This window comes from Croceibacter atlanticus HTCC2559 (assembly GCF_000196315.1).
GTDB lineage: Bacteria > Bacteroidota > Bacteroidia > Flavobacteriales > Flavobacteriaceae > Croceibacter > Croceibacter atlanticus.
In genome coordinates this window covers 1,054,871-1,079,856 of record NC_014230.1, presented here as the reverse complement: position 1 = coordinate 1,079,856, position 24,986 = coordinate 1,054,871, and the positions used below count along the sequence as shown (strand labels likewise).

The window sequence follows — 24,986 nt, the reverse complement described above, 5'->3', positions numbered from 1 at the left end:
ATATATTGACACTATTATTTCATAAATTTAAGTTTTACGATTTCGTATTATGAAAAACTTATTTTCTACACTTACAAGTCTATTTTTAATTCTTGCTCTACTATATTTTAGTTTCGCAAGATTGCTGCCAGACGCCAATTACACCACTTCTGGCTTTAGTATGGATAGAGCATTTAGTCATGTAGAGCAGATAGGGCAAAATCCTCATGCTGTTGGCACAACTAAACATGCATTTGTAAGAAACTATATTGTACAGCAGTTGCAAAAAATGGGGTTAGAAGTTCAAACTCAAGAAGGCTATTGCTTATCTGATGATGGCATCTTGGTAAAGCCTATAAATATTTTATCCAGAATACCTGGCACTAATCCAGATGCTAAAGCTCTGGTGCTTATGTCTCACTATGATAGTAATCCTCATTCTGCTAAAGGTGCTAGCGACGCTGGAAGTGGTGTTGCTACAATTCTTGAAAGTATTAGAGCGTTTTTAAGCAACCAAACTTCACATGAAAATGATATCATTATATTATTTACAGATGCTGAAGAGCTAGGATTAAATGGCGCAAAACTTTTTGTTAATGAACATGATTGGGCTAATGATGTAGGTCTCGTTTTAAATTTTGAAGCTCGCGGTAGTGGCGGACCAAGTAATATGATTGTTGAAACAAATGGTGGAAACTCCGGCTTAATAGCTTCGTTTAATCAAGCAAATGTTGAGTTTCCTGTGGCAACATCCTTAATGTATAGTGTTTATAAACTTTTACCTAATGATACAGACTCAACTATATTTAGAGAAGACAAGAATATAAACTCTTTCTTTTTTGCTTTTATTGATGATCATTATGATTACCACACTGCTTTAGACAGCCCACAACGTTTAGATAAAACTTCCTTGGCACATCAAGCCAGTTACTTAATGCCATTGCTTAAACACTTTAGCAACACTAACCTTGATAATTTACACACAGAAAATGACGATGTTTATTTTGATTTACCGTTTTCTACTTTAGTGCATTACCCTTTTGCTTGGGTAACACCTATGTTAATACTTGCTATACTTTTGTTTATTGGGCTTTTGTTATATGGTTTCAAAAAAAGAAGATTAAAAAGTAAAGAGTTGTTTTTAGGGTTTATTCCTTTTTTAGTAGTTCTTATAGGCGCACCATTAATTTCTTTTTTAGGATGGAAAGCCTTGTTGGCTATATATCCTCAATATCAAGAAATTTTACAGGGTTTCACTTACAACGGTCACTTCTATATAGCAGCTTTTGTTTGTCTTACTCTTGGTATTATTTGGTTTGTTTACGCTCGCTTGGCAAAAACACTTACCACAGTTAATCTTTTAATTGCGCCAATTACTATATGGCTCATTGTATGTATAGCAATTGCCATTGGTTTAAAAGGAGTTTCGTTTTTTATAATTCCTGTATTTTTAGGATTATTGTCTTTTTGGCTTTGTATAAGACAACGAAAGCCAATGCCTTTACTTTTAGCTCTTATAAATGGCTTAAGTATTATAATATTAGCGCCACTTATTCAATTTTTTCCAGTAGGTCTAGGTTTAAAAATGCTCATGGTAAGTTCTTTATTTACCGTATTACTTTTTGGTTTATTATTACCTGTATTCGGCTTTTATAAACGCAAATATATATTTGGAAGTGTATTTCTTTTGTTAAGCGCTGTATTCTTTATAAAAGCACATCTTAATGCTCAATTTAGTGAGGAACAACCAAAACCAAATAGTTTGGTTTATAGTTTTAATCAAGACGATTTAAAAGCACATTGGTATACTTATGATTCAATTTTAGATGATTGGACAAAGAGTGTTTTAGGAGATGACCCTATTGAGTATAAGCCTGAGGTAACGTTTAAAAGCAAATACAATACTGGATACACATTTTCTAAAATTGCACCGCCAGTTAGTGTACCAGAACCTAGTATAGAAATTATTAGAAATGATAGCTCTTCTGCCGCCACAACAACCTATCATTTTAAAATAGCTCCTAACAGAAGACTAAATCGTATGGAGCTATATACAAAAGACACCATAAGTTTTAAGTCGTTTTCTGCTAATAATCTTACTGTAGGAAATACAGATAAAGAAAATGAAGGGCCTCATAAATACAAGAAACGCAATAGTAATCATGTACTAACGTATTATGTTACAGATATGGATACACTAAGATTGAGTATTGAATTAGACAAAAATCATAAACCAGAATTTGTGCTTTATGAAGCGTCTAATGATTTATTAACTAATCCTGAAGTGCCATTACAACAACGTAATAACACTATGATACCAAAGCCATTTGTACTTAATGACGCTATAATTTCTAAAAAAACAATTAACTTAAATACTTGGGATTTTACTCCAATACCTAAACCTATAAACGTTTATGAATAAAACAATTTCAATATTAGGCACTGGTTGGCTAGGACTACCTCTAGGAAAAAAACTTTTAGACCAAGGCTACACTGTAAAAGGAAGTACAACAACAAAAGAGAACCTTAAACTGTTGTCTGAAGTTGGTATCGTACCATTTAATATAGAGCTTAATGAACACAATATAGATGGTGATATTTTAGAATTCCTTAAAGATACAGAGACATTAGTTATGGCTTTTCCGCCACGTTTAAGAAAACAGCCAGAGTTAAATTATGCATCTAAAATTGCTCATTTCATGTCTGTATTAAAAGAGTCTGATGTAAAGAACTTACTTTATGTAAGCACCACATCTGTATTTGAGGATGAGGAAGCAGACGAAGATGGTTTTAAAGTTATTACAGAAGAAACTGAACCTAACGGAATCTCAAAAAAAGCCAGAAAACTAATTGAAGGTGAAACTTTAGTAAAACAAGCCAAAGAATTTAATACTACAATAGTAAGATTTGGAGGTTTAATTGGAGGCGACAGACATCCTGCTATTTCATTGTCTGGTAAAACAGACCTTAAAAACCCAGAAGCTCCAGTAAACTTGATTCATCAAGAAGATGCAGTTAACATTTTAAACCTTATAATTAACAAAGGCGTTTTTGGAGAAACATTTCATGCTGTAAACCCTATACACCAAACCCGTAAAAATTACTATCAATTTAAAGCAGAAGCTATGGATTTGGTAAAACCTCAATTTGATGAAGAGTCTGTGTCTAAGGGTAAAGTAATTTACTCTCAAAAATTAAACACTCTATTGGGGTTTGAGTTTAATAAGGAGCTTTAAATTTTAATTGTCTTGTGAAAGGCGTTTTATAAGCGCATTATCAAACTCTTTTTTAAGAGCTGTAACTTCTTTTACATTTTCATTAGGTATCGCTATGGATAATACGTAATGTTTTATTTTCCAATTTAAACTGTCTTTTACCAAAACACCACTACCTCTACAGATGCCCATTTGAGTATCTAAAAGTTCATCAAACCAAGCAACATCTTGGTATTCTCCTAGATAAATATTTCTGTCTAATGCTGTAAAATTCCACGCTTTACCTTTATCAAAATAAGGTTTTGAAAATTCTTTAAAATCAGAGTTTTGCCAATTTTCTGTAGCATCTGTTCCTATAAAAACACCGTCATCTGTCATTATATTAAAATAGATGTCAAAATTGGTTTCAGCAGCAGCCTTATGCCAAGCATCTAATCTGGAGTTAATTTCTTTCTTCACCTCTGTTTTAGGCTGTAAAACAGGTTCTGTTAATGTATCATGATCATGTGGATGGTCATTACAACTTAAAAGTGCAATAGCTATAAGTAAGGTAAATAGTTGTTTCATAATTAATTGTCTGATCCTAAAACTTTAAATTCATTAGGCTCCAACTCTTTTGGAGTTAATTGTAATTGAGAATTTTCTTCATTTGCTTTTTGAATTGAATCTAACCTATCATCTAATTCTATCTCGAATTGATCTGGTGTCTTTAAAAATAATTCATTTAGCTGAAGCTTAAAGTTCTCAAAATCCTGTGGTAATTCTTTAGCTATAACTAAAACCTTGTCTGCATCTAAGGTTTGTCTTCTGGTTAACTGCTCTAAGATTTTTGTTTTTGTCTCTAACACAACAAGCCTAGACATAACTGCCTTAGAGGATAATTGCTCTGGCACAGTACTTCTTAGCTCTGTCATTATTTTAGATAATGGCACTGCTTTTTCTACTACATTTTGCAAGCTTGCATTCTCTAAATTACGTATTTCATCTTGTGCTGTAATATATGCCAACCAATTTACCACAATCTCATTTGGTTCGCTTTGCAAGGTAACTTGTATTGTTTTGCCAGACTTAACTTTTTGATTAAGTACTATAGAGTCTTGCCCAACTGCAGCATTTTCTGTTACAGTGGTATTATCTTCACAAGCAGTAAATACAAATATTGCTATACCTAAAATTCTTAATAACTTCATTTGGTAAAAGTAAATTATCGCTTTTAAACCACAAACCCTTCAATATCATTTAATATAAGCATCGGTTGACACGTTGTGCTCTTAAAAATACTGAGATTATTAAAAAGAGTTCTCTTTCTGTATTAAAATTAAATACCTTTGAAACCTCAAAAAAAATTACAACTATTATGCCTGAAACTATTCTTGTTATTGGTGCCTGCGGACAAATTGGAACTGAACTCACAATGAAGCTGAGAGACCTTTATGGTCCTGATAATGTTATTGCCGGAGATATTAGAGAAGGTAACGAAACTCTTATGGCTTCTGGTCCTTTTGAGCAGTTAGACGCTACAGATTTAAAAGCTATTGAAGAGGTTGTCATGCATTACGAAGTAGACACTGTTTACCTTATGGCTGCTATGCTTAGTGCCACTGCAGAAAAATTCCCTATGCGTGCCTGGAACCTTAACATGAATTCTTTATTCAATGTTTTAAATCTTGCAAAAGAAAAAAAGATAGAGCGCATATTCTGGCCATCTAGTATTGCTGTATTTGGTACTACAACACCACAAAACGACACACCACAAACGACAATAATGGAGCCTAGCACTGTTTATGGTATAAGTAAACAAACAGGAGAACGTTGGTGTGAGTACTACTTTAATAAATATGGGGTAGATGTAAGAAGTATAAGGTATCCTGGTTTAATAAGCTACAAAACTTTACCAGGTGGCGGCACAACAGACTATGCTGTAGATATATATATTGAAGCGCTTAAAGAACAAAAGTATGAGTGTTTCCTATCTGAAAATACAGCGCTACCTATGATGTATATGGATGATGCTATTCGTGCCACATTAGAGTTAATGCAAGCGCCAGCAGAAAACCTTACTATAAGAAGCGCCTATAATCTTGCCGGATTAAGCTTTACGCCTAAAGACATTTCAAAAATTATTAAGTCTCATATCCCAGAATTTGAAATCACCTACAACCCAGATTACCGCCAAGCAATAGCAGACTCTTGGCCTAGCTCGATAGATGACAGCGCCGCTCGAAAAGATTGGAACTGGAAAACAGAATTTGATCTTGAAAAGACAAGTAAGGCTATGCTAAACGGACTTAAAGAATCTTAAAACAAACTGAATAAAAAAGACGAACTAAATAGTTCGTCTTTTTTTAATACTTAAATGTCTTGTTATTATTGAATTGTGATTGGTACAGCTTCAACATTATTTCCTTCGTTGCGCTCTGACACGTAATCGTAAGGATCTATAACTAACAGCACATAATATTGTCCTCTAGGAATATTGTAAGGTAGTGGAACTTGTTCACTTTCATCTTCAACCTCATAAGCTTCAAGGTCTGAACCATCTTCAGATTCTAAGAAATAATCATTGCCTCCTACGATAGGATCTTCAGAAAGGTAAAAGCTTACTACAGGATCTTCAACATCATAATTTCCTAAATTACGCATAACGTACTCTAATGAAACTCTATCTCCTGCATTAGCAACCTCATCGCCAGATTCTAAATAACCATTAATTGTTAAGTCTGCTTGTGCTTGGGTTGTAAAACCAAACAAAGCTAAGGTTACAATAGTTAGTATTTTATAAATGTTCTTGAGTGTATAATTCATAATTGTTTTTTTTTATAAAACTAAAAATGAAATAGGTTATACTATAAGAACAACTATTAAAATACTGTTAGTTAGTTTTAAAGTATGTTAAATACTATTAAGTATGCTGGCTGCTTTTTCTAACGTGTTATCAGTTTTGGCAAAACATACTCTTAACAATTTAAAATCTTCTTTATTTTTATTGAAGACTGAAGTTGGTATTGTTGCCAAACCGTAGTCTTTTGTTAAGCGCTCGGCAAACACAACATCACTTTCAGTTGTTATCTCAGAAAAATCTAATGATTGAAAATACGTGCCTTTAGCAGGTGTAAATTTAAATCGAGATGATTGTATTTGCTTTAAGAAAAAGTCTCTTTTTTGCTGATAAAAGTCACTCAGCTTCAAGTAATGTGATGCATCATTTAAATACGTTGCTAGTGCTTTCTGTATAGGTGCGTTTACTGAAAAAACATTGTACTGGTGTACTTTTTGAAACTCTTTAGTTAACTCTTTAGGCGCTATACAGTAGCCCATTTTCCAGCCAGTGTTATGAAATGTTTTTCCAAAAGAAGCTGTTATAAAACTACGTTGTCTTAAATCTTCAAATTTTGCAGCGCTATAATGTATAGCATTATCATAAATTAAATGCTCATACACCTCATCACTCAATAAAAGTATGTTTGTATTTTTCAGTAATGATTGTAAAGTGAGCATATCTTCTTCACTCCAAATAGTACCAGTAGGATTATGAGGTGTATTTATGATAACCATCTTAGTTTTATCTGTAATGGTATCTTTAACTATATTCCAGTCTGGTGTAAAATGAGGAGCTTTCAACTGTATTGCTTTAACCACACCACCAAACAACTCTACAGATGGTGCGTAACAATCATATGCAGGCGTAAATATAATTACCTCGTCGTTTCTATGTATTGTTGCTGCAATTGCTGTAAAAATAGCTTGGGTTGCACCAGCTGTAACAGTAATGTTTTCTTCTGAAGTATAGTTGCTGTTATGTAACGTATTTGTTTTCTCAATAATACGTTCTCTTAAGAAAATATCGCCTGGCATTGGCGCATATTGGTTATGGCCATTTATCATAGCGCGCTCAACTAATGCAATAAGCTCTGGATCACTTTCGAAATTTGGAAACCCTTGAGAAAGATTTAATGCATTATATTCATTAGCCATCTTACTCATTACTGAGAAGATTGAAGTTTCTGTATTTGGTAGTTTGGTATGAACTAAAGACATTATTGAAATTTTTAAAGTTAGGCTTTATTTACTATGGTACTAGAAGCCTGTGCAGTGCACATTACTGTAAGATCTGCAATATTTACGTGATAAGGTCTTGTTACCATAAACGTTATAATATCTGCAACATCTTCTGGTTTTAATGGCTGAAAACCTTGATATACTTTTTCTGCTCTCTCTACATCATCTTTAAAACGCACTTTACTAAACTCAGTTTCTACCATTCCAGGATTAATGGCACCAACTCTTATACCTTTTCCATTAAGATCAATTCGCATTGCTTGGTTTAGTGCATCTACAGCATGTTTACTGGCACAATACACATTTCCATTGGGGTATACTTCTTTTCCTGCAGTAGATCCTACATTAATAATATGACCTGATTCTCTATGTAGCATTCCTGGTAAAATAGCTTTACTTACATACAACAAGCCTTTTACATTAATATCTAACATGGCATCCCAATCTTCTAAACTTCCTTTTTCAATAGGATCTAGACCGTGCGCATTTCCCGCATTGTTTATAAGCACATCTATAGCTTTAATATCTGAAGGCAAACTATCAATAGCCTTAAAGACGGCTTCTTTATCTCTTATGTCAAAATTAAGCGTATGCATTCTGCCCAATGTGCTCAATTTATTTTTTAATTCATCTAAGCGTTCTTGTCGTCTTCCGCAAAGAATTAAGCTAAATCCTGCTTTTGCCAATGCGATTGCTGTTGCGCGCCCAATACCACTACTTGCGCCTGTTATTAATGCTGTTTTCATAATTATATTAATAGTCCTATACTACGTTAATTAGCCAATGTTATTATAAAAAAATTCTGGTGATGTGTCCTAAAACGCTATCACCAGAATAAATATAATCAACTTAAAAGTATTTTAACTTTATTAGCTATTCATTATCTCTTCAATCTCATCTGCTTCAATAGGAATGTTGCCCATTAAATTAAATGGTTCGCCATTTTCTTGTATAACCAAATCATCTTCTAATCGAATACCAAATCCTTCTTCTGGAATATAAATTCCTGGCTCTACAGTAAATACATTATTTGCCTGCATTGGCTCATGAAGTAAACCATAATCATGCGTATCTAACCCTATGTGGTGAGAGGTACCGTGCATAAAATACTTTTTGTATGCTGGCCAGTCTGGGTTTTCATTTTTCACATCGGCTTTATTTAACAAACCTAAATCAATCAATGCAGATGTCATCATCTTACCAACTTCTACGTGATACTCTTCCCAATATGCTCCTGGCACCAATAGTTTAGTTGCATCATTTTTTACTTTATTTACTGCATTGTAAACTTCTTTTTGGCGCTTGGTAAATTTACCACCTACAGGAATTGTACGAGACATATCACTACTGTAATTAGCATACTCTGCTCCTACATCTAAAAGTATTAAATCGCCATCTTTACACTGTTGGTTATTTTCTATATAATGTAAAACATTAGCATTATTACCACTGGCAACAATTGGTGTGTATGCAAACCCTTTAGAGCGATTGTTTAAGAACTCATGCATAAGCTCTGCCTCTATATTATATTCCCAAACACCAGGCTTCACAAAGTTTAATAACCTACGGAATCCTTTTTCTGTGATATTACATGCCTGTTGCATTATATCTAACTCTATCTGGTCTTTCACAGAGCGTAATCGTTGTAAGATAGGATTACTTTTAGCAACACTATGTGCTGGATATTTTTCTAATAATCCTTTTACAAATCGTGCTTCTCGAGTTTCTGTTTCAATATTTGCGCGGTAATGCTCATTTGTATTTATATATACAGTATCACATTGAGTCATAACTTCAAAAAGAATTTTATCAAACTCTTTAAGCCAATACACCGTTTTTATGCCTGTAGTCTCTAAGGCTTTTTCTTTTGTTAGCTTTTCTCCTTCCCAAACAGCAATGTGCTCGTTAGTTTCTTTTAGAAATAATATTTCTCTATGTTTTTCTTTTGGAGCATCTGGAAATAATACTAAAATACTTTCTTCTTGGTCTACACCACTCAAGTAAAAGATATCTCTTGCTTGGTTAAAGGGCATGGTACTATCTGCACCTACAGGATATATATCATTAGAATTAAAAATTGCAAGGCTAGATGGTTTCATCTGAGCCATAAAATTTTTACGGTTCTTAATAAATAATTTCGGATTAATTGGGTCGTACTTCATACTCATTCTCTGCTATGCAGATCGTTTTAGGTTAAAAAATAAAGATTATCCAGTATGCTAAAAATGCAATAACTGGTACTAATTTGCTAGTCTTTCAAAATTAAGAAATTGACAATCAATGCGTGTTAAACTGAGTGTAAATTTGAAGTTTTTGCAATCTTTTGAAGTTAAAATCTTAATCATGCACCTAAAGACACTTTCAATAGGGTAAAAAATGATAAAAATTAGATTTGTATTTTGTAATTTGAGCCTTCTAAAAACAACCACTATAATGATTAAACCATATCTTACCACGATAGCTTGTATTGGTCTCGCACTTACAAGTTTTGCACAAACCAAAGCAACATCTGCTCAAACAATTAAAGAATCTTTACAGCAAAAAGCAACTATGATGGAAACTTCCATCGTAAAAAATGTTCCTTTTGAAAACATAGGACCAACAGTTATGAGTGGCCGTGTTGTAGATGTAGATGTTAATCCAAATATGCCGTCTGAGTTTTATGTAGCCTATGCTAGTGGCGGTCTTTGGTATACGCATAATAATGGCACCACATTCACGCCAATTATGGATAATAGTGATACTCAAAACCTAGGTGATATTGCAGTAGACTGGAAAAACGGAACAATATGGGTTGGTACAGGAGAAAATAACTCTTCTCGCTCCAGTTATGCTGGTATAGGTATTTTAAAAAGTACAGACAAAGGTGAAACTTGGGTTAACAAAGGCTTATTAGACTCACATCACATAGGCCGAATACGTATAAACCCTAATAATCCAGATGAAGTTGTGGTTGCTGCAGTAGGACATTTATATTCAGAAAATGAAGAGCGTGGTGTATACAAAACAACCGATGGCGGTACAACTTGGAATAAAACCTTATACGTTAATTCTGAAAGTGGCATCATTGACCTGGCTGTATCTCCAGAAAATTTTAATATTCAATTTGCTGCGTCTTGGGATAAAGACAGAAAAGCTTGGAATTTTGACGGAAGCGGTGAAGGTTCTGGAATTTATAAAAGTACCGATGCAGGAAACACTTGGGAGAAGATTTCCCTTAAAGGCTCTGGATTTCCAACAGGACAAGGTGTAGGAAGGATAGGCCTTGCTGTTTACGATGACAATACAGTTTATGCTGTACACGATAGTCAATTCCGAAGAGAAAAGACATCTAAAAATGAAGACAACACTTCTGGGAAACTTAAGAAGGATGACTTTAAAGCAATGACCGCACAAACCTTCTTATCTTTAGAAGACAAGAAACTAAATGCTTACCTTAAAGAAAATGGGTTTCAAGAAAAATACAGAGCAGAAAATGTAAAACAAATGGTACGTACAGGCTCTGTAAAACCTGTAGATCTTGCTAAGTATTTAGAAGATGCAAATTCATTATTATTTGACACACCAGTGGTTGGAGCAGAAGTATACAGAAGCAATGATGGCGGAAAGAGTTGGACTAAAATGAATGAAGATTATATTGATGATCTCTTTTACAGCTATGGTTACTACTTTGCGCAAATACAAGTAAATCCAAAAAACAAAGACCATATTTATATATCTGGCGTACCAATACTAAAATCTAAAGATGGTGGTAAAACATTTATAAGCATAAGTGCAGAAAATGTACACGCAGATCATCATGCACTTTGGATAAACCCAAACAATCCTAACCACCTAATTAATGGTAATGATGGTGGTGTAAACATTACATATGATGATGGTGAAAATTGGATTAAAGCCAACCAACCATCTGTTGGTCAATTTTATGCTATACAGGTAGATAATGAAACACCATACAATGTATATGGTGGCTTACAGGATAATGGTGTATGGGTTGGTGCTCATAATGCTCCAGAAGATAAATCTTGGCACCAAGAAGGACAATATCCTTGGAAGAGTATAATGGGTGGCGATGGTATGCAAATACAAGTAGATAACAGAGATCACAATATAGTTTACACAGGTTTCCAATTTGGAAATTATTTTAGAATAAACAGAGAAACTGGTGAGCAAGCTTATATTCAACCTAAACATGAACTAGGAGAAACACCTTACAGGTTTAATTGGCAAACACCTATTTTGTTAAGTTCCCACAATCAAGATATTTTATATTTAGGAGGCAACAAACTAATGCGCTCTATGAATCAAGGTAAAGATTTTACTGCTATATCTGGAGATCTTACTAATGGCGGCAAGAAAGGTAATGTTGCTTACGGAACATTAACAACTATAGATGAGTCTGAATTTCAATTTGGATTACTTTATACTGGTAGCGATGATGGATTAGTTCATGTTAGCAATAACGCTGGTGGCAACTGGAGAAATATTTCTAAAACTTTACCTCAAGATTTATGGGTTAGCAGAGTTGAAGCTTCTTCACATAAAAAAGAACGTGTTTATGTAACACTTAACGGGTATAGGTTTGATGATTTTGGAGCTTATGTATATATGAGCAATGACTACGGAACTACATGGGAAGACATAAGCAGCAACCTACCTGCATCTCCTATAAATGTCATTGTTGAGGATCCAGAAAATGAAGACGTGTTATATCTAGGAACAGACAATGGTGCTTATGTTAGTTTTAATAATGGCGAAAAGTGGGAAGCTTTTTCAGAAGGTTTACCAAATGTCGCAGTACACGATATTAAAATACAAACCGAAGCTAAAGATTTGCTTTTAGGTACTCACGGTCGTAGTATTTACAAAACAAACATTGAACCTTTACAAAGTTTTGACAGTAATAAAGACAATACTTTAATTGTCTATGAAATAGAAGATATTAGAAAGTCATCACGTTGGGGAAGCTCTTGGAGCTCTTGGTTAGATGCCTATGAGCCTAGCTTACCAATTAAATTTTATACCAATGCTAATGGTGATTATACCTTAAAGGTTCTTTCTAAAGATGATAAGACACTATTCTCTAAAGCTATAAATGCTTCAAAAGGGTTTAACTATGCTAATTATAATCTAACCTTATCAGATTCTGGTGTAAAACATTTACGCAAAGAAGACAAAGATCTAAATCTTGAAAAAGCATCTAATGGAAATTACTATTTACCTAAAGGAACCTATACTATCGAAATTTCTGGGAATGGTAAAACACAAACTAATCTCTTTAAAGTGAAATAGTTTAATAGCTTTAAAGGTTAAACAACTTATAAACAATCTAAATAAGGCGCATTGTAGGTTTCAATATTTGTGAAACAGCTATTTGCGCCGTATTTTTGTGTTCCTAATTTAAAACGTAACCAATGGGAGTTAATTCCTCTTCTATCGCTAGAAAAGTTGCTATGGCACTTTCTGGTTTGTTTCTTGTTTTTTTCCTAGCTCAACATTTTACTATTAATATGATGTCCGTTATAAGTCCAGACTTATTTAACGAAACCTCTCATTTTATGGGTACAAACTTTGTTGTTCAATTTTTACTACAGCCTGTATTAATATTCGGTGTGCTCTTTCATTTTATAATGGGCTTCATTTTAGAATATAGAAACAGAAATGCACGTGGTATTAGTTATGTAAGTTTTAAAGGCAACGAAAATTCTACTTGGGTATCTCGTAATATGATATATTCAGGATTAGTAGTATTAGCTTTTTTAGGCTTGCACTTTTATGATTTTTGGGTTCCAGAGATTATCTATAAATATGTAGATGTGTCTGAAGCTGTAGAGGATCGTTATTTCCCAGAGCTGGTACACAAATTTGAAAGTCCAGTAAGAACAGGACTATATGTTATTTCATTTGTGTTTTTAGCACTTCACCTTTTCCACGGCTTTGCATCTTCTATGCAATCTTTAGGCTGGACAAAAGGATACAGAGGTGCATTTAGCAAATTTGCCAAAGCTTACGCCATTGTAATACCTGCAGGATTTGTGTTTATAGCACTTTACCATCATTTGGTTTCTGTGCCTAACCTACACGACAATGAGGTTGTATTATTAATTCAGCAAGCGTTTCAATCATTAATATAGCAGAAGTATGTCAATATTAGATTCAAAATTACCACAAGGCGAACTTGCCAAAAAGTGGACCAATCATAAGAATAGCATTAACCTAGTTAACCCAGCTAACAAACGTAATATAGATGTTATCATCATAGGTACTGGTTTAGCAGGTGGATCTGCTGCTGCTACTTTAGCTGAATTAGGCTATAATGTAAAAACATTTTGTTACCAGGATTCTCCAAGACGTGCGCACTCTATTGCTGCACAAGGTGGTATTAATGCTGCCAAAAACTATCAAGGAGATGGTGACTCTACCTACCGTTTATTTTATGACACTGTAAAAGGTGGCGATTACCGTTCTCGTGAAGAGAATGTATACCGATTAGCTGAAGTTTCTGCTAATATTATTGACCAATGTGTTGCACAAGGTGTTCCTTTTGCACGTGAGTATGGAGGTCTTTTGGACAACCGTTCTTTTGGTGGTGTATTAGTATCGCGTACGTTTTATGCTAAAGGACAAACAGGACAACAATTGCTTCTTGGTGCATACGCAGCAATGAACAGACAAATAAACCGCGGTAAAATAAAATCTTACACACGTCATGAAATGCTTGACGTTGTAAAAATTGATGGCAAAGCACGTGGTATTATTGCTCGTGATTTAAAGACAGGAAAAATTGAACGCCACTCAGCACATGCTGTAGTAATTGCTTCTGGTGGTTACGGTAACGTATTTTTCCTATCTACAAACGCAATGGGTAGTAACGTAACAGCTGCTTGGAAAGCTCACAAGCGTGGTGCATTCTTTGCAAACCCTTGCTACACACAAATACACCCAACGTGTATTCCTGTTTCTGGAGATCACCAATCAAAATTAACATTAATGTCTGAGTCTCTTAGAAACGATGGTCGTATCTGGGTACCAAAACATATTGAAGATGTTAAGAAGATTAGAGAAGGTAAATTAAAACCAACAGATTTAAAGCAAGAAGATCGTGACTATTACTTAGAGCGTCGTTACCCATCTTTTGGTAACTTAGTTCCTAGAGATGTTGCTTCTCGTGCCGCTAAAGAACGTTGTGATGCTGGTTATGGTGTTAATAAAACTGGACAAGCAGTATACCTAGATTTTGCTTCTGCAATACAACGTTATGGTAAAGAAGCTGCAGCTACTCAAAAAATAAGCAACCCTTCTGAAGCTAAAATAAAAGAATTAGGAAAAGAAGTTATCGAGAACAAGTACGGTAACTTATTCCAAATGTATGAGAAGATTGTAGATGAGAATCCATATGAAACTCCAATGAAAATTTATCCAGCTGTTCATTACACTATGGGTGGTATTTGGGTAGATTATAACTTACAAACTACAGTGCCAGGATTATTTGCTACAGGTGAAGCTAACTTTAGTGATCACGGTGCAAACAGATTAGGTGCAAGTGCCTTAATGCAAGGTTTGGCAGATGGTTATTTTGTATTGCCATATACAATTGGTAATTATTTAGCAGATGATATTCGTACGGGACCAATTCCTACAGACACTAAGGAGTTTGATGAAGCTGAAAAACTACAAGTTGACCGTTTAAATAAATTAGCAAACAACAATGGAACAAAATCTGTAGACCACTTTCATAAAAAGCTTGGGCTTATTATGTGGAACAAGTGTGGGATGAGCAGAAATGCTAAAGATCTTGAGTCTGCAATCTCCGAAATTAAGGAGTTGCGTGAAGAATTTTATAGAGATGTAAAAGTTCCTGGAGATGCAAATGAAATGAATCAAGAGCTTGAAAAAGCTGGAAGAGTAGCAGACTTCTTAGAGCTAGGAGAGCTTTTTGCTAAAGATGCACTACATAGAAATGAATCTTGTGGAGGTCACTTTAGAGAAGAGTACCAAACAGAAGAAGGTGAAGCAATGCGTGATGATGAAAACTTCATGTACGTAGCTGCTTGGGAGTACAAAGGTGAACCAAGCGCCGCAGTACTACATAAAGAGAACTTGGAGTACGAAAATATTGAAGTTAAAACCAGAAGTTACAAATAAGATACTATGAAGTTGACACTTAAAATCTGGAGACAAAAGAATGCTGATACCAAAGGTGGTATACAGACCTATAATATAGACGGTATAGACGGTGATATGTCTTTCCTTGAAATGTTAGATGTTCTTAATGAAGAATTAATAACCAAAGGTGATGAGCCTGTTGAGTTTGATCACGATTGTCGTGAAGGAATTTGCGGTAGTTGCTCTTTACAAATTAATGGTGAGCCTCACGGTCCAGACCGATTAGTTACGACCTGTCAATTACACATGAGAATGTTTAATGATGGTGATACAATTACTATCGAGCCATTTAGAGCAAAGGCATTTCCTGTAATTAAAGATTTAGTAGTAGATCGCACATCTTTTGATCGTATACAGCAAGCAGGTGGTTACGTTTCTGTAAACACATCTGGTAACACTCAAGATGCAAATGCTATTCCTATAGAAAAGCAAAATGCAGATGATGCATTCTATGCAGCTACTTGTATTGGTTGTGGTGCTTGTGTAGCAGCTTGTAAAAATGCAAGTGCTATGTTGTTTACATCTGCTAAAGTAAGCCAGTTTGCATTGTTACCTCAAGGTCAAGTTGAAGCTACTCGCAGAGTTTTAAATATGGTAGAGCAAATGGACAAGGAAGGATTTGGTAACTGTACAAATACTGGAGCTTGTGAAATAGAATGCCCAAAAGGAATTTCTTTAGAAAACATTGCACGTATGAACCGCGAATATCTTAATGCAAGTGTAAAAGAATCTTAAAAACACATTTTACAATATTTAAAACCTCCTACAATTAAGTTGTAGGAGGTTTTTTGTTTTATAATAACTTAACTGTAATAGCTAAAATCTTTGTTATCTTTCTAGAAGAAAATCTTCAGTAGTGATTAATAAACGTCTTCTTATAAAGCACCTACTTGCTCACAATGATGAGAACAGCTTTTATGACAAAAAGCGTAAGATTAGCTTAGGTAGCAAAGAAGGAAAAGCCAAATTTCTTAAACATATTTGTGCACTTTCAAATAGCAACCCAGAAAACAACAGCTATATAGTTATTGGCGTAGAAGATGAAGATAACAGTATTTCAGGTGTCGATTTCTATGACGATGCAAAAATTCAAAATTTAGTAAACGCGTATTTAAGTAATGCTCCAATTGTAGCATATGAAAACATACCTTTTCCACATTTGCCAGATGACAAGGTTGTAGGATTAGTAACAATTAGACCCAATAAAGGAAAAATTTGTTCGCTTAGAAAGAACATATGGAAATACTATGGAGGCTCTGTATTTTTTAGAGACGGTAGCATATCTATGCCAAAGGTTTATGATTTAAAGATTGAAGACAAAAATTCAGAAATAGTAAAAGCAATTGAGGATCACGCTCAAAACAATGTAGAACTAACCTTAGATGGTGTTTTTGATTTTTTGAATAAGCGTAAAGATTTTAATCCCAAATACAAAGTATTTAAGGAGTACTTTGTAGTATGTTGGGCTGGAAAGAAAAAAACAGTGAAAGAAAATGTTTACTATTCCAGAGTAGATATTGCTTTGATTAATGAACAAGTAAAGCTTTTTTATTCTGAATTAGATGAAGTAAGTTTTAGCATTACAGAAGATGAATTTCAAATTATTGAATATGTATATTTAGGACTGCAACATCAAAAAAAATATTACCCACTTGAAGAGGTTTCTATAAAGTTTAAAGATAATGTGAGTTATGACATAGAAACCAAATTGCTATTTAAGCCGCCACAATATGATAAGAAAACCTTGTATCATATTTATAATTCTGCCAATACATTGTTGGAGAAGTTAAAAAACAAAGCACCACTTACTACAGCAGAAAAATTAGATGTTTTTCAACTACCGCAAACCTATCTCATTTGTTATTTTAATGAATTTGAAGATGCCTTGATAAAACTAGAGTCTGCTAAGTATCATTTAAAATCCTATGATACAGATGCATATTCTAACTTTAAAGACAGCGTTAGGATTTTAAGAAAGGTAAAATACAATTAGTGTCTCGTACATAAAAACCCATTTAAAACGTGTTTAAATGGGTTTTGAATGTAATAACTAATTAAATCTTAAAATGTAACAGTAACCTTTCCTCTTAAGAAAAATGGAGTTCCTGGTGTAAAGTGAATCTCCTCTACTGGTTCTACTTCATTTTGCAATCTACTTTCTGTAGCAAATTGAGTTTCATTCCATTCTGTATCAAGTAAATTTTCAATAGCGATACCAAATGTATAATTCTTATAGGTGTAGTTAATATTTGCATCTGTAACAAAATAACCTTCAGCTACAATACTGTCATCTTCATTTGCAGCTCTATCATCTAAATACCTATAATTTAATCCACCTGAAAAGCCATTAAGGTTTTGTATTGTAATTCCTCCTGTAGAAGTAAAATCTGGTGCTAAGGGTATATAATCCTGGCCTTCTGGCTCATTTATAGAACGTGCGTAGGTATAATTAATATCTGAGTACAAATACAACCAGGAAAGTGGCTCATATCGTAATCCAGCATCAATTCCTAAACGTCTAGTTTTTCCGCTTGGCTCAACTATTGCCGCATCTCCTACATAAACAAATTCTTGCTCAAGAAACAGGTACCACAACGCTGTATTAAATACTAAGTTGTCTGTAATTTTAAATATACCTCCTAAATCTGCACCGTATGCTAATGGTAATATATCCTCACCGTTATTTGCAGTTACTACTCTTGTATCATTAGAGTGAAACCCTATACCTGTTTTAGCAAAAAGCTGTACCGTATTAGTAGGTGTATAAATAAGATTAAGTTTAGGGCTCGCGGTTAGTTTAGTTTCTGATGCATTGTCATAAGATTCAGTTAAGTTATTTACGTAATCAAACTTAAAGTAATCTAATCGTAAACCTGGATTAAGCTTAAAGTCTCCAAACTCAAATTCAGTATTTAAAAAACCGTAAATATTTGTTTCGTCTACATCTCCAAAAGCTAAACGCTCCAGCAATTCTTTTCTGTTTTTAGTTCTGCTTAACTGCACATCATCTGCATTATCATAACGTAAACCAAATCCTGCTTGATATTCAAAGTTAGTGGCGGTATCATAAAACTTATCGCTTAACACAGTTTTAAAACCATATAAATTACGGTCTTCAAATTGGCGAATCTGATCTCCATTTTCGGGATCTTCTAAAAAGAATGTAAAGTTGGAGAACAACTCAAAATCGTATTTACTATAAAACGCATTGGTACTTAATGTCTTTGTATCTGTTAAGTACTTAGTGTGTTCAATATTAATATTAGTACGGCTAGTTTGGCCACCTTCTGTGTCATCAATAGCTCCAAATCGACCAATTAGACCTTGGTCAACTGCGCGCTGAGGAATTTGCCCTGAAGCATCCCACTTACTAGTAAAATGAGACATTGTTAATGTTAATTCTTGATCTTGAGGCAACCTGTAATTGTACTTGGCCATTACATTATACCTATTAAAGTTTTGAGAAGACTCAAAAGGACCATCGGTTAAGTTTAATGAACCTGCTACATAAGCACTATGATTATCATCATCTAATACATTAAATACTCCTACTGTTCTTAAAGTTTCAAATTGACCATACTCTAAAGACACACTACTTTCTTCAATACGTTTTTTGGTTTTAAAGTTTAAATAACCTGCTGTATTAAAGTTACCAACACTTGCAGTATATGGCCCTTTCCCAAAATTGATGTTATCTACAGTTTCTGGGATAAGAAAGTGTAAATCTGCATAACCTTGCCCATGTGCATGAGATACCATATTTACAGGCATACCGTCTACACCTATAGCTACATCTGTACCGTGATCTACATCAAAACCACGTAAGAAAATTTGCTCTGCCTTACCACCACCAGCGTGTTGACCAATAATAACACCTGGCACTTTTCTCATTAATTCCTGTGAGGACTTTACAGGATTAGTTTTAATATCTACATCTACAAATTTGTTAAGTGTATTAACTTCTGGTGTAATTTGTACTTGTGTTAATGAAATATTGGCTTGTTCTAATGATATGGTTATGATTCTATTTAAATCTTTTTCTGTTATGGTTAATGTGTAGTTTTTAAATCCTATATAGGATAGCATAATAATATCGCCAACCTCTACATCTTCTAATTTAAAATTACCATTATGGTCTGTATAAACAGCAGTGCTTGTTCTTTGGTTAAACACATAAACATCTTCTAAACGTTCATTGTCTTGGTTTACTACAGTACCGTTTAAATCGTGTGCAAATAGTGATGCTGACACACACAGCATAAAAGTGAAGAAAAGTGTCTTCATAGTTAAATTATATTTTCTAAAGCTTAAGCCAAACAGGCCTGAGCAATACATTAAATGAAAAAAAATAAGGACGTGTTTGGACAATTGAAGTATCACAGAATTATTGCAATACACAGTACAATCACTAGTATTAAGACACTAGTGCCATGTTTAGAAAAAACGTATTTTAATACGCTTGGTTTCTTAACATTATGCCCAAAAATTAACTATGAAAGGTGTTCTGGTGGCGGAGAGTCTAAACCTCTATCTGAAGTTTTCAATATTAGTAGGTAACTAAATTTATGATCTTGAAATAACGTTGGCTTTAAAAATATAGGTGTTTCAATATCTACAACTCGCTTATCTACTTTAACATCTGAGTCTTTTAAATTTTGATCTGGAGAAGTGTCACTATCAAAAAGTGCATTAAAAAACGACAAAACTTTATGTTGATGGGTGTTATGACTGTGATTGTGCGCCATAACACGTCTTCCCATTTTGGAGTTTGCTATGTGTTGGTGTTGGTGCTGCTGCGCCTCAACCTTTGTAATAGCGTGAGATATGTCGTGAATACTGTTTTTTAAGGTTTGATGCAGTGGCGTAAGTAAATAACACACAGCTAATATTAAGACGAAAAATCGTCCTACATATGATAGGTTAGCATTGTGTACATTTTTACTCATCTTAAGTATTAACGATAAAATTAGGTGTAGAGATTTTTAAAATAGGGGTACTCCTATACATTTAGTAAAAGTTTAACGTCCTCAAGTAGCACCCATTTTACTACAGCCTTTAAATATTTTACCTTTGAAAGTAATGGAAAGACCACCTTTAGACATACAAGTAAAGACTTTGCCAAGCAGTCCTGGCGTGTACCAATATTTTGATAAGGATGATAAAATCTTATATGTTGGAAAGGCTAAAAACTTAAAAAAAAGGGTGAATTCCTACTTTACTAAAAAGCACGACAGTCATCGTATTGGTGTGATGGTAAAGAAGATTAAAAACATAAAGCATATAGTAGTTAATTCTGAAACAGATGCACTTCTGCTAGAAAACAACTTAATTAAAAAACTGAAGCCTCGTTTTAATGTCATGCTTCGTGATGACAAAACCTATCCTTGGCTTTGCATTAAAAAAGAACGCTTTCCTAGAGTATTTCCTACGCGACGTGTTATTAAAGATGGCAGCGAATATTATGGTCCTTTTACAAGTATGAAAACGGTACATACCTTGCTTGACCTTATTAAAGGCCTATACCAACTTAGGACTTGTAAATATGATTTAGCTGAAGAAAAGATAGATGCCGGTAAATACAAAGTTTGCTTAGAGTATCATTTAGGAAACTGTCAAGGTCCTTGTGAAGGTTACCAAACAGAAGAGGAATACCATAGCAATATTGATCATATAAGACAGATTGTAAAAGGTAATTTTAAAGATTCGCTCATTAAATTTAAAGACCAGATGAAAGGTCACGCAGAGCGTATGGAGTTTGAAGATGCTCAGCGCATAAAAGAAAAGATACAAGTTTTAGAAAAGTACCAAAGCAAATCTACAGTAGTAAATCCTAAAATTAATAATGTTGATGTATTTTCAATTGTTAGTGATGAAGGCTTTGGGTACGTTAATTTTTTACAGTTATCTCACGGCTCAATAATAAGATCTCACACTATTGAACTTAAAAAGAAGTTAGATGAAGGTGACCAAGAGTTACTAGAGCTTGGTATTATTGAAATACGACAACGCTTTAACTCTCAATCTAAAGAAATTTATGTGCCTATGCATGTTGAGGTAGGTGAAGATTTAAAGGTGACCGTTCCTAAGCTAGGAGACAAGAAAAGTATTGTAGACCTTTCTACCAGAAACGCTAAATATTTTAGGCAAGAGCGTTTTAAACAAATGAAAATTGTAGACCCAGATAGGCACGTTAAGCGTATTATGGCGCAAATGAAAGAAGATTTACGACTTAATGAAGAACCAAGACATATTGAATGTTTTGACAACTCTAACATTCAAGGTACAAATCCTGTAGCAGCATGTGTGGTGTTTAAAGATGGTAAACCTAGCAAAAGCGAGTATAGAAAATTTAATATTAAAACTGTTGAAGGTCCAGATGACTTTGCCAGTATGGAGGAAGTGGTTTTTAGACGTTATAGGCGTCTTTTAAATGAAGACCAACCCTTACCGCAATTAATTATAATTGATGGTGGTAAAGGCCAACTATCTTCTGCCGTAAAAGCATTAGACGACTTAGGTTTACGTGGAAAGATTGCTATTGTAGGTATTGCTAAACGCCTAGAGGAAATATTTTACCCAACAGATAAATACCCTTTGTATCTAGACAAAAAATCTGAGTCTTTAAAAATAATACAACACCTTAGGAATGAAGCACACCGCTTCGGTATTACGTTTCACAGACAAAAACGAAGTAGCGCTGCTTTAGGCACTGAACTTGAAAATATAACTGGAATAGGTGAAAAAACTGCAGTCGAGTTATTAAAACACTTTAGAAGTATTTCAAAAATTAAATCGGCTAAAAGAGAAGACCTTGAACAGGTTGTTGGTGTAGCAAAGGCAAGCTTGGTTTATGAATTTTACAATAAAGAAAACTAGAGCTGCTCTAAGAAACCTTCTAAATCTTCGTGAGAAAAACTAATTGCTCCGTTAACTAAAATTACTGGCGTTTTTACAGAATCTCCTAAATATCCATTAAGCTCTAACAACTCCCACATTAATTGGTTATACATTGGGTTGTCTGTAATATTAAGCTTAGCGTAAGGTTTGTTTTTAGCGTTTAAATAGGCCATTGTTGTTTGGCATCTTCCGCAATCTGTTTTTTCAAAAATCACAATCCCTTTATTTAATAAGATATCATCTCCTACTGTAAACGCTTCATTAATGAGGTGTTCTTTTGGAAACTCATTTAAAAAATCAAAATTATAATTGTAAGGACCTGTAATCTTTAGTTTGTGAAAAATATCTGTTACCTGAGGGTTTAGTCGTTTTAATAAAGGGTTTGTGTTTCCTTCTAATCCTTCAAGATCTTTTACAGTAAAAATCACATCTTGAGTAAAGTCTGTATTATTAGATACAAAGAAAATAAGTGTATCGTTATCTTTAGCAACATCAACACTTATTGCTTCGTTTTGAGACATTCCCAACAAAGACGTAAAAATAAATATTAAGGGTACTAAATATTTCATGTGTTAAGTATTAAGCTGGTACGTGGTGCTCTATTTCTAATTCTATACCATTCCATAAAATTAAACGTTTTTCTAAAGCCTCTTTAGAAACTTGTTCAACTTCTTTCCACTTTTGTTCATCATCTCCACATAGATTTTCAATCATTTTAAGAGCCATTGGTCCATGCTCATCTTCATCTAACTCAATATGACGATCAAAATAATATTTAAACAGCTCTAAATCATCTTTAGGAAACTCCTTTTGTATCTTTTCAATAATACTATTAAACATCATTGGAATAAGATTTTCTCTACCAAATGTAAATGCTGCAGCGGTTTTGTGTGGCTTATCTTCTTCAATCACCTCAAACGTAAATTTCAGGAATTCTTTTACACTCATAGGCAACTCACTTATTGCAATAACTAAGAAGATATCTGTGCCGTGTTCTATATGCTTTAAAAACTCCTCAATAGGTTCTGTTGCTGCACCTGCTTTTTTCATTGCATCTATATACATCTCAAAATGGCTTTGGCGCTCTCCTTTTAAATTTACATCTGTTTCTTCAGCTAAGACTATTTCATTAATTAAGTATCTAATTTCTGGAGACCCAATAGGTATCCAAGGTGTTTTAGTCTTTGTAAGCTTAAATTGTAATGATTTTAGTAAAGACATAAAATCCCACACCGCAAATACGTGATGTTGCATAAAGATCTGCAACTCTTCTGGTGTCTTAATTTTATTATACAACGAATGGTTTTGAAGCTTATCCTGAAGTGGTTGTATTTTTTCTTCGATTGTTGAAATCATGTGAGGCAAAATTTTTGCAAAAGTAAAGGCTTTAGCGTGATTGCTAAAGCCTTACCTCTACTTTATATATTGTTTAACAGCTTTTATTTTATTTAAAAGCTGAAATTCCTGTAATATCCAATCCTGTTATAAGCAAGTGTATATCGTGAGTTCCTTCGTAGGTTATAACACTTTCTAAATTCATGGAGTGTCTCATAATACTATACTCTCCAGTAATACCCATACCACCTAGCATTTGTCTCGCCTCTCTTGCAATATTTATAGCCACCTCTACATTATTACGTTTTGCCATAGATATTTGTGCAGATGTTGCCTTGCCTTCTTCACGAAGTACTCCTAATCGCCACGCTAATAATTGTGCTTTAGTAATTTCGGTTATCATTTCTGCTAATTTCTTTTGCTGAAGTTGGAAACCAGCTATAGGCTTACCAAACTGGATACGTTCTTTAGAGTATCTTAAAGCTGTGTCGTAACAATCCATAGCTGCACCTATTGCACCCCAAGCAATACCAAATCTTGCAGAATCTAAGCAACCAAGAGGAGCTCCTAAACCACTTTTTCCTGGTAATAAATTTTCTTTTGGAACCTTTACGTCTTGAAAAATTAACTCGCCAGTAGCACTAGCACGTAATGACCATTTATTATGTGTTTCTGGAGTAGAAAACCCTTCCATACCACGCTCAACAATTAATCCATGAATTCTGCCTTCTTCGTTTTTAGCCCAAACAACAGCTACATCACAAAATGGCGAGTTACTTATCCAAAGTTTAGCGCCATTTAATAAATAATGGTCTCCATTGTCTTTAAAGTTAGTAGTCATTCCGCCAGGATTAGAGCCGTGATCTGGCTCTGTTAATCCAAATGAACCCATAAACTCACCAGAAGCAAGTTTAGGAAGAAACTTTTTGCGTTGCTCTTCAGAACCATATTTCCAGATAGGATACATAACTAAACTAGATTGTACAGATGCTGTACTACGCACACCACTGTCACCTCGTTCTATTTCTTGCATAATAAGACCATATGAGATTTGGTCTAATCCTGCACCACCATATTCTTCTGGTATGTACGGGCCAAATGCACCAATTTCAGCAAGGCCACCTATAATTTGCTTAGGAAACTCTGCTTTTTGAGCATACTCCTCAATTATAGGAGAAACATCTCGCTTAACCCAATCGCGTGCTGCATTGCGAACAAGTTTGTGTTCCTCTGTTAATAAGTCATCTAGGTTATAATAATCTGGAGCTTCGAATAAATCGGGTTTCATCTCAAACGTTTTAGTAACACAAATGTAATTAATGCTTACTCGTGAGA

The 24,986-nt window shown here is 34.2% G+C and carries 20 protein-coding genes; 9 read left to right on the top strand and 11 right to left on the bottom strand.

Features of this window, described 5'->3' with window-relative positions; translation table 11 throughout:
* Window positions 1–49: 49 nt before the first annotated feature.
* Both CA2559_RS04770 and CA2559_RS04765 read left to right on the top strand, forming a co-directional pair.
* The gene (locus CA2559_RS04770; RefSeq protein WP_013186715.1) at window positions 50–2,401 is read left to right on the top strand and encodes a M20/M25/M40 family metallo-hydrolase; all 2,352 of its coding nucleotides are present in this window, start codon (window positions 50–52) and stop codon (window positions 2,399–2,401) included.
* Window positions 2,394–3,215 (top strand): NAD(P)H-binding protein, encoded by an 822-nt coding sequence (locus CA2559_RS04765; RefSeq protein WP_013186714.1) that lies wholly within the window; start codon window positions 2,394–2,396, stop codon window positions 3,213–3,215. The genes CA2559_RS04770 and CA2559_RS04765 overlap by 8 nt, the downstream gene beginning before the upstream one ends.
* A 3-nt stretch (window positions 3,216–3,218) precedes the next feature.
* Here the strand turns inward: CA2559_RS04765 and CA2559_RS04760 are convergent, their stop codons facing one another.
* Window positions 3,219–3,761, bottom strand: coding sequence for a nuclear transport factor 2 family protein (locus tag CA2559_RS04760; protein ID WP_013186713.1), 543 nt, complete (start codon window positions 3,759–3,761; stop codon window positions 3,219–3,221).
* A 2-nt stretch (window positions 3,762–3,763) separates the two neighbouring features.
* Complete coding sequence (locus CA2559_RS04755) at window positions 3,764–4,384, bottom strand: hypothetical protein (RefSeq protein ID WP_013186712.1); 621 nt, start codon at window positions 4,382–4,384, stop codon at window positions 3,764–3,766.
* A gap of 167 nt (window positions 4,385–4,551) precedes the next feature.
* Here CA2559_RS04755 and CA2559_RS04750 point away from each other — a divergent pair, with 167 nt between their 5' ends.
* Complete coding sequence (locus tag CA2559_RS04750; RefSeq protein ID WP_041241117.1) at window positions 4,552–5,496, top strand: NAD-dependent epimerase/dehydratase family protein; 945 nt, start codon at window positions 4,552–4,554, stop codon at window positions 5,494–5,496.
* Between the two features lie 65 nt (window positions 5,497–5,561).
* Here the strand turns inward: CA2559_RS04750 and CA2559_RS04745 are convergent, their stop codons facing one another.
* From CA2559_RS04745 to CA2559_RS04730, 4 genes are all read right to left on the bottom strand, one after another.
* A complete protein-coding gene (locus CA2559_RS04745; RefSeq protein WP_013186710.1) occupies window positions 5,562–5,999 on the bottom strand; it encodes a CARDB domain-containing protein in 438 nt (145 codons plus the stop codon).
* 87 nt (window positions 6,000–6,086) lie between these two features.
* Entirely contained in the window at window positions 6,087–7,232 is a 1,146-nt protein-coding gene (locus CA2559_RS04740) for a methionine aminotransferase (RefSeq protein WP_013186709.1), read from the bottom strand.
* A 17-nt stretch (window positions 7,233–7,249) separates the two neighbouring features.
* On the bottom strand, window positions 7,250–7,999 hold the full coding sequence (locus CA2559_RS04735; protein WP_013186708.1) for an SDR family NAD(P)-dependent oxidoreductase: 750 nt from the start codon (window positions 7,997–7,999) through the stop codon (window positions 7,250–7,252).
* Between the two features lie 123 nt (window positions 8,000–8,122).
* Window positions 8,123–9,415, bottom strand: a complete 1,293-nt coding sequence (locus CA2559_RS04730; protein WP_013186707.1) for an aminopeptidase P family protein — start codon at window positions 9,413–9,415, stop codon at window positions 8,123–8,125.
* 271 nt (window positions 9,416–9,686) lie between these two features.
* On the opposite strand from CA2559_RS04730, the gene CA2559_RS04725 reads away from it, so the two are divergent.
* The 5 genes from CA2559_RS04725 (at window position 9,687) to CA2559_RS04705 (ending at window position 17,412) form a co-directional block, all read left to right on the top strand.
* Window positions 9,687–12,545 (top strand): WD40/YVTN/BNR-like repeat-containing protein, encoded by a 2,859-nt coding sequence (locus CA2559_RS04725; protein WP_013186706.1) that lies wholly within the window; start codon window positions 9,687–9,689, stop codon window positions 12,543–12,545.
* Between the two features lie 122 nt (window positions 12,546–12,667).
* On the top strand, window positions 12,668–13,387 hold the full coding sequence (locus CA2559_RS04720) for a succinate dehydrogenase cytochrome b subunit (protein WP_013186705.1): 720 nt from the start codon (window positions 12,668–12,670) through the stop codon (window positions 13,385–13,387).
* Window positions 13,388–13,394: 7 nt separating this feature from the next.
* Window positions 13,395–15,398: a fumarate reductase/succinate dehydrogenase flavoprotein subunit gene (locus CA2559_RS04715; protein ID WP_013186704.1), complete on the top strand. Its 2,004-nt coding sequence runs from the start codon at window positions 13,395–13,397 to the stop codon at window positions 15,396–15,398.
* A 6-nt stretch (window positions 15,399–15,404) separates the two neighbouring features.
* Window positions 15,405–16,154, top strand: a complete 750-nt coding sequence (locus CA2559_RS04710) for a succinate dehydrogenase/fumarate reductase iron-sulfur subunit (protein ID WP_013186703.1) — start codon at window positions 15,405–15,407, stop codon at window positions 16,152–16,154.
* Window positions 16,155–16,275: 121 nt separating this feature from the next.
* A complete protein-coding gene (locus CA2559_RS04705; RefSeq protein ID WP_013186702.1) occupies window positions 16,276–17,412 on the top strand; it encodes an ATP-binding protein in 1,137 nt (378 codons plus the stop codon).
* Between the two features lie 68 nt (window positions 17,413–17,480).
* On the opposite strand, the gene CA2559_RS04700 is transcribed toward CA2559_RS04705, so the two are convergent.
* Both CA2559_RS04700 and CA2559_RS04695 read right to left on the bottom strand, forming a co-directional pair.
* Window positions 17,481–19,703 carry a TonB-dependent receptor gene (locus CA2559_RS04700; RefSeq protein ID WP_049787216.1) on the bottom strand — a complete coding sequence of 741 codons (2,223 nt, stop codon included), beginning with the start codon at window positions 19,701–19,703 and terminating at the stop codon, window positions 17,481–17,483.
* 206 nt (window positions 19,704–19,909) lie between these two features.
* Entirely contained in the window at window positions 19,910–20,365 is a 456-nt protein-coding gene (locus CA2559_RS04695) for a hypothetical protein (RefSeq protein WP_013186700.1), read from the bottom strand.
* Between the two features lie 133 nt (window positions 20,366–20,498).
* Between CA2559_RS04695 and uvrC the strand changes: the two genes are divergently transcribed.
* A complete protein-coding gene (gene uvrC / locus CA2559_RS04690; protein ID WP_013186699.1) occupies window positions 20,499–22,295 on the top strand; it encodes an excinuclease ABC subunit UvrC in 1,797 nt (598 codons plus the stop codon).
* Here uvrC and CA2559_RS04685 read toward each other — a convergent pair.
* The 3 genes from CA2559_RS04685 to CA2559_RS04675 form a co-directional block, all read right to left on the bottom strand.
* Entirely contained in the window at window positions 22,292–22,885 is a 594-nt protein-coding gene (locus tag CA2559_RS04685) for a glutaredoxin family protein (RefSeq protein ID WP_083798858.1), read from the bottom strand. The two genes, uvrC and CA2559_RS04685, sit on opposite strands and share 4 nt — an antisense overlap.
* 10 nt (window positions 22,886–22,895) lie before the next feature.
* Window positions 22,896–23,672, bottom strand: a complete 777-nt coding sequence (locus CA2559_RS04680; protein WP_013186697.1) for a DUF3050 domain-containing protein — start codon at window positions 23,670–23,672, stop codon at window positions 22,896–22,898.
* Window positions 23,673–23,760: 88 nt separating this feature from the next.
* Window positions 23,761–24,939: an acyl-CoA dehydrogenase family protein gene (locus tag CA2559_RS04675; protein WP_013186696.1), complete on the bottom strand. Its 1,179-nt coding sequence runs from the start codon at window positions 24,937–24,939 to the stop codon at window positions 23,761–23,763.
* Window positions 24,940–24,986 lie beyond the last annotated feature (47 nt).

Bases quoted from the DNA above. Each gene is read 5' to 3' on its own strand.
- CA2559_RS04715 (WP_013186704.1), top strand. From the start codon at position 13,395: ATGTCAATATTAGATTCAAAATTACCACAAGGCGAACTTGCCAAAAAG.
- CA2559_RS04755 (WP_013186712.1), bottom strand. From the start codon at position 4,384: ATGAAGTTATTAAGAATTTTAGGTATAGCAATATTTGTATTTACTGCT.
- CA2559_RS04770 (WP_013186715.1), top strand. From the start codon at position 50: ATGAAAAACTTATTTTCTACACTTACAAGTCTATTTTTAATTCTTGCT.
- CA2559_RS04750 (WP_041241117.1), top strand. From the start codon at position 4,552: ATGCCTGAAACTATTCTTGTTATTGGTGCCTGCGGACAAATTGGAACT.
- CA2559_RS04735 (WP_013186708.1), bottom strand. From the start codon at position 7,999: ATGAAAACAGCATTAATAACAGGCGCAAGTAGTGGTATTGGGCGCGCA.
- CA2559_RS04675 (WP_013186696.1), bottom strand. From the start codon at position 24,939: ATGAAACCCGATTTATTCGAAGCTCCAGATTATTATAACCTAGATGAC.
- CA2559_RS04765 (WP_013186714.1), top strand. From the start codon at position 2,394: ATGAATAAAACAATTTCAATATTAGGCACTGGTTGGCTAGGACTACCT.
- uvrC (WP_013186699.1), top strand. From the start codon at position 20,499: ATGGAAAGACCACCTTTAGACATACAAGTAAAGACTTTGCCAAGCAGT.
- CA2559_RS04710 (WP_013186703.1), top strand. From the start codon at position 15,405: ATGAAGTTGACACTTAAAATCTGGAGACAAAAGAATGCTGATACCAAA.
- CA2559_RS04725 (WP_013186706.1), top strand. From the start codon at position 9,687: ATGATTAAACCATATCTTACCACGATAGCTTGTATTGGTCTCGCACTT.
- CA2559_RS04700 (WP_049787216.1), bottom strand. From the start codon at position 19,703: ATGAAGACACTTTTCTTCACTTTTATGCTGTGTGTGTCAGCATCACTA.
- CA2559_RS04720 (WP_013186705.1), top strand. From the start codon at position 12,668: ATGGGAGTTAATTCCTCTTCTATCGCTAGAAAAGTTGCTATGGCACTT.
- CA2559_RS04685 (WP_083798858.1), bottom strand. From the start codon at position 22,885: ATGAAATATTTAGTACCCTTAATATTTATTTTTACGTCTTTGTTGGGA.
- CA2559_RS04680 (WP_013186697.1), bottom strand. From the start codon at position 23,672: ATGATTTCAACAATCGAAGAAAAAATACAACCACTTCAGGATAAGCTT.
- CA2559_RS04730 (WP_013186707.1), bottom strand. From the start codon at position 9,415: ATGAAGTACGACCCAATTAATCCGAAATTATTTATTAAGAACCGTAAA.
- CA2559_RS04695 (WP_013186700.1), bottom strand. From the start codon at position 20,365: ATGAGTAAAAATGTACACAATGCTAACCTATCATATGTAGGACGATTT.
- CA2559_RS04740 (WP_013186709.1), bottom strand. From the start codon at position 7,232: ATGTCTTTAGTTCATACCAAACTACCAAATACAGAAACTTCAATCTTC.
- CA2559_RS04745 (WP_013186710.1), bottom strand. From the start codon at position 5,999: ATGAATTATACACTCAAGAACATTTATAAAATACTAACTATTGTAACC.
- CA2559_RS04760 (WP_013186713.1), bottom strand. From the start codon at position 3,761: ATGAAACAACTATTTACCTTACTTATAGCTATTGCACTTTTAAGTTGT.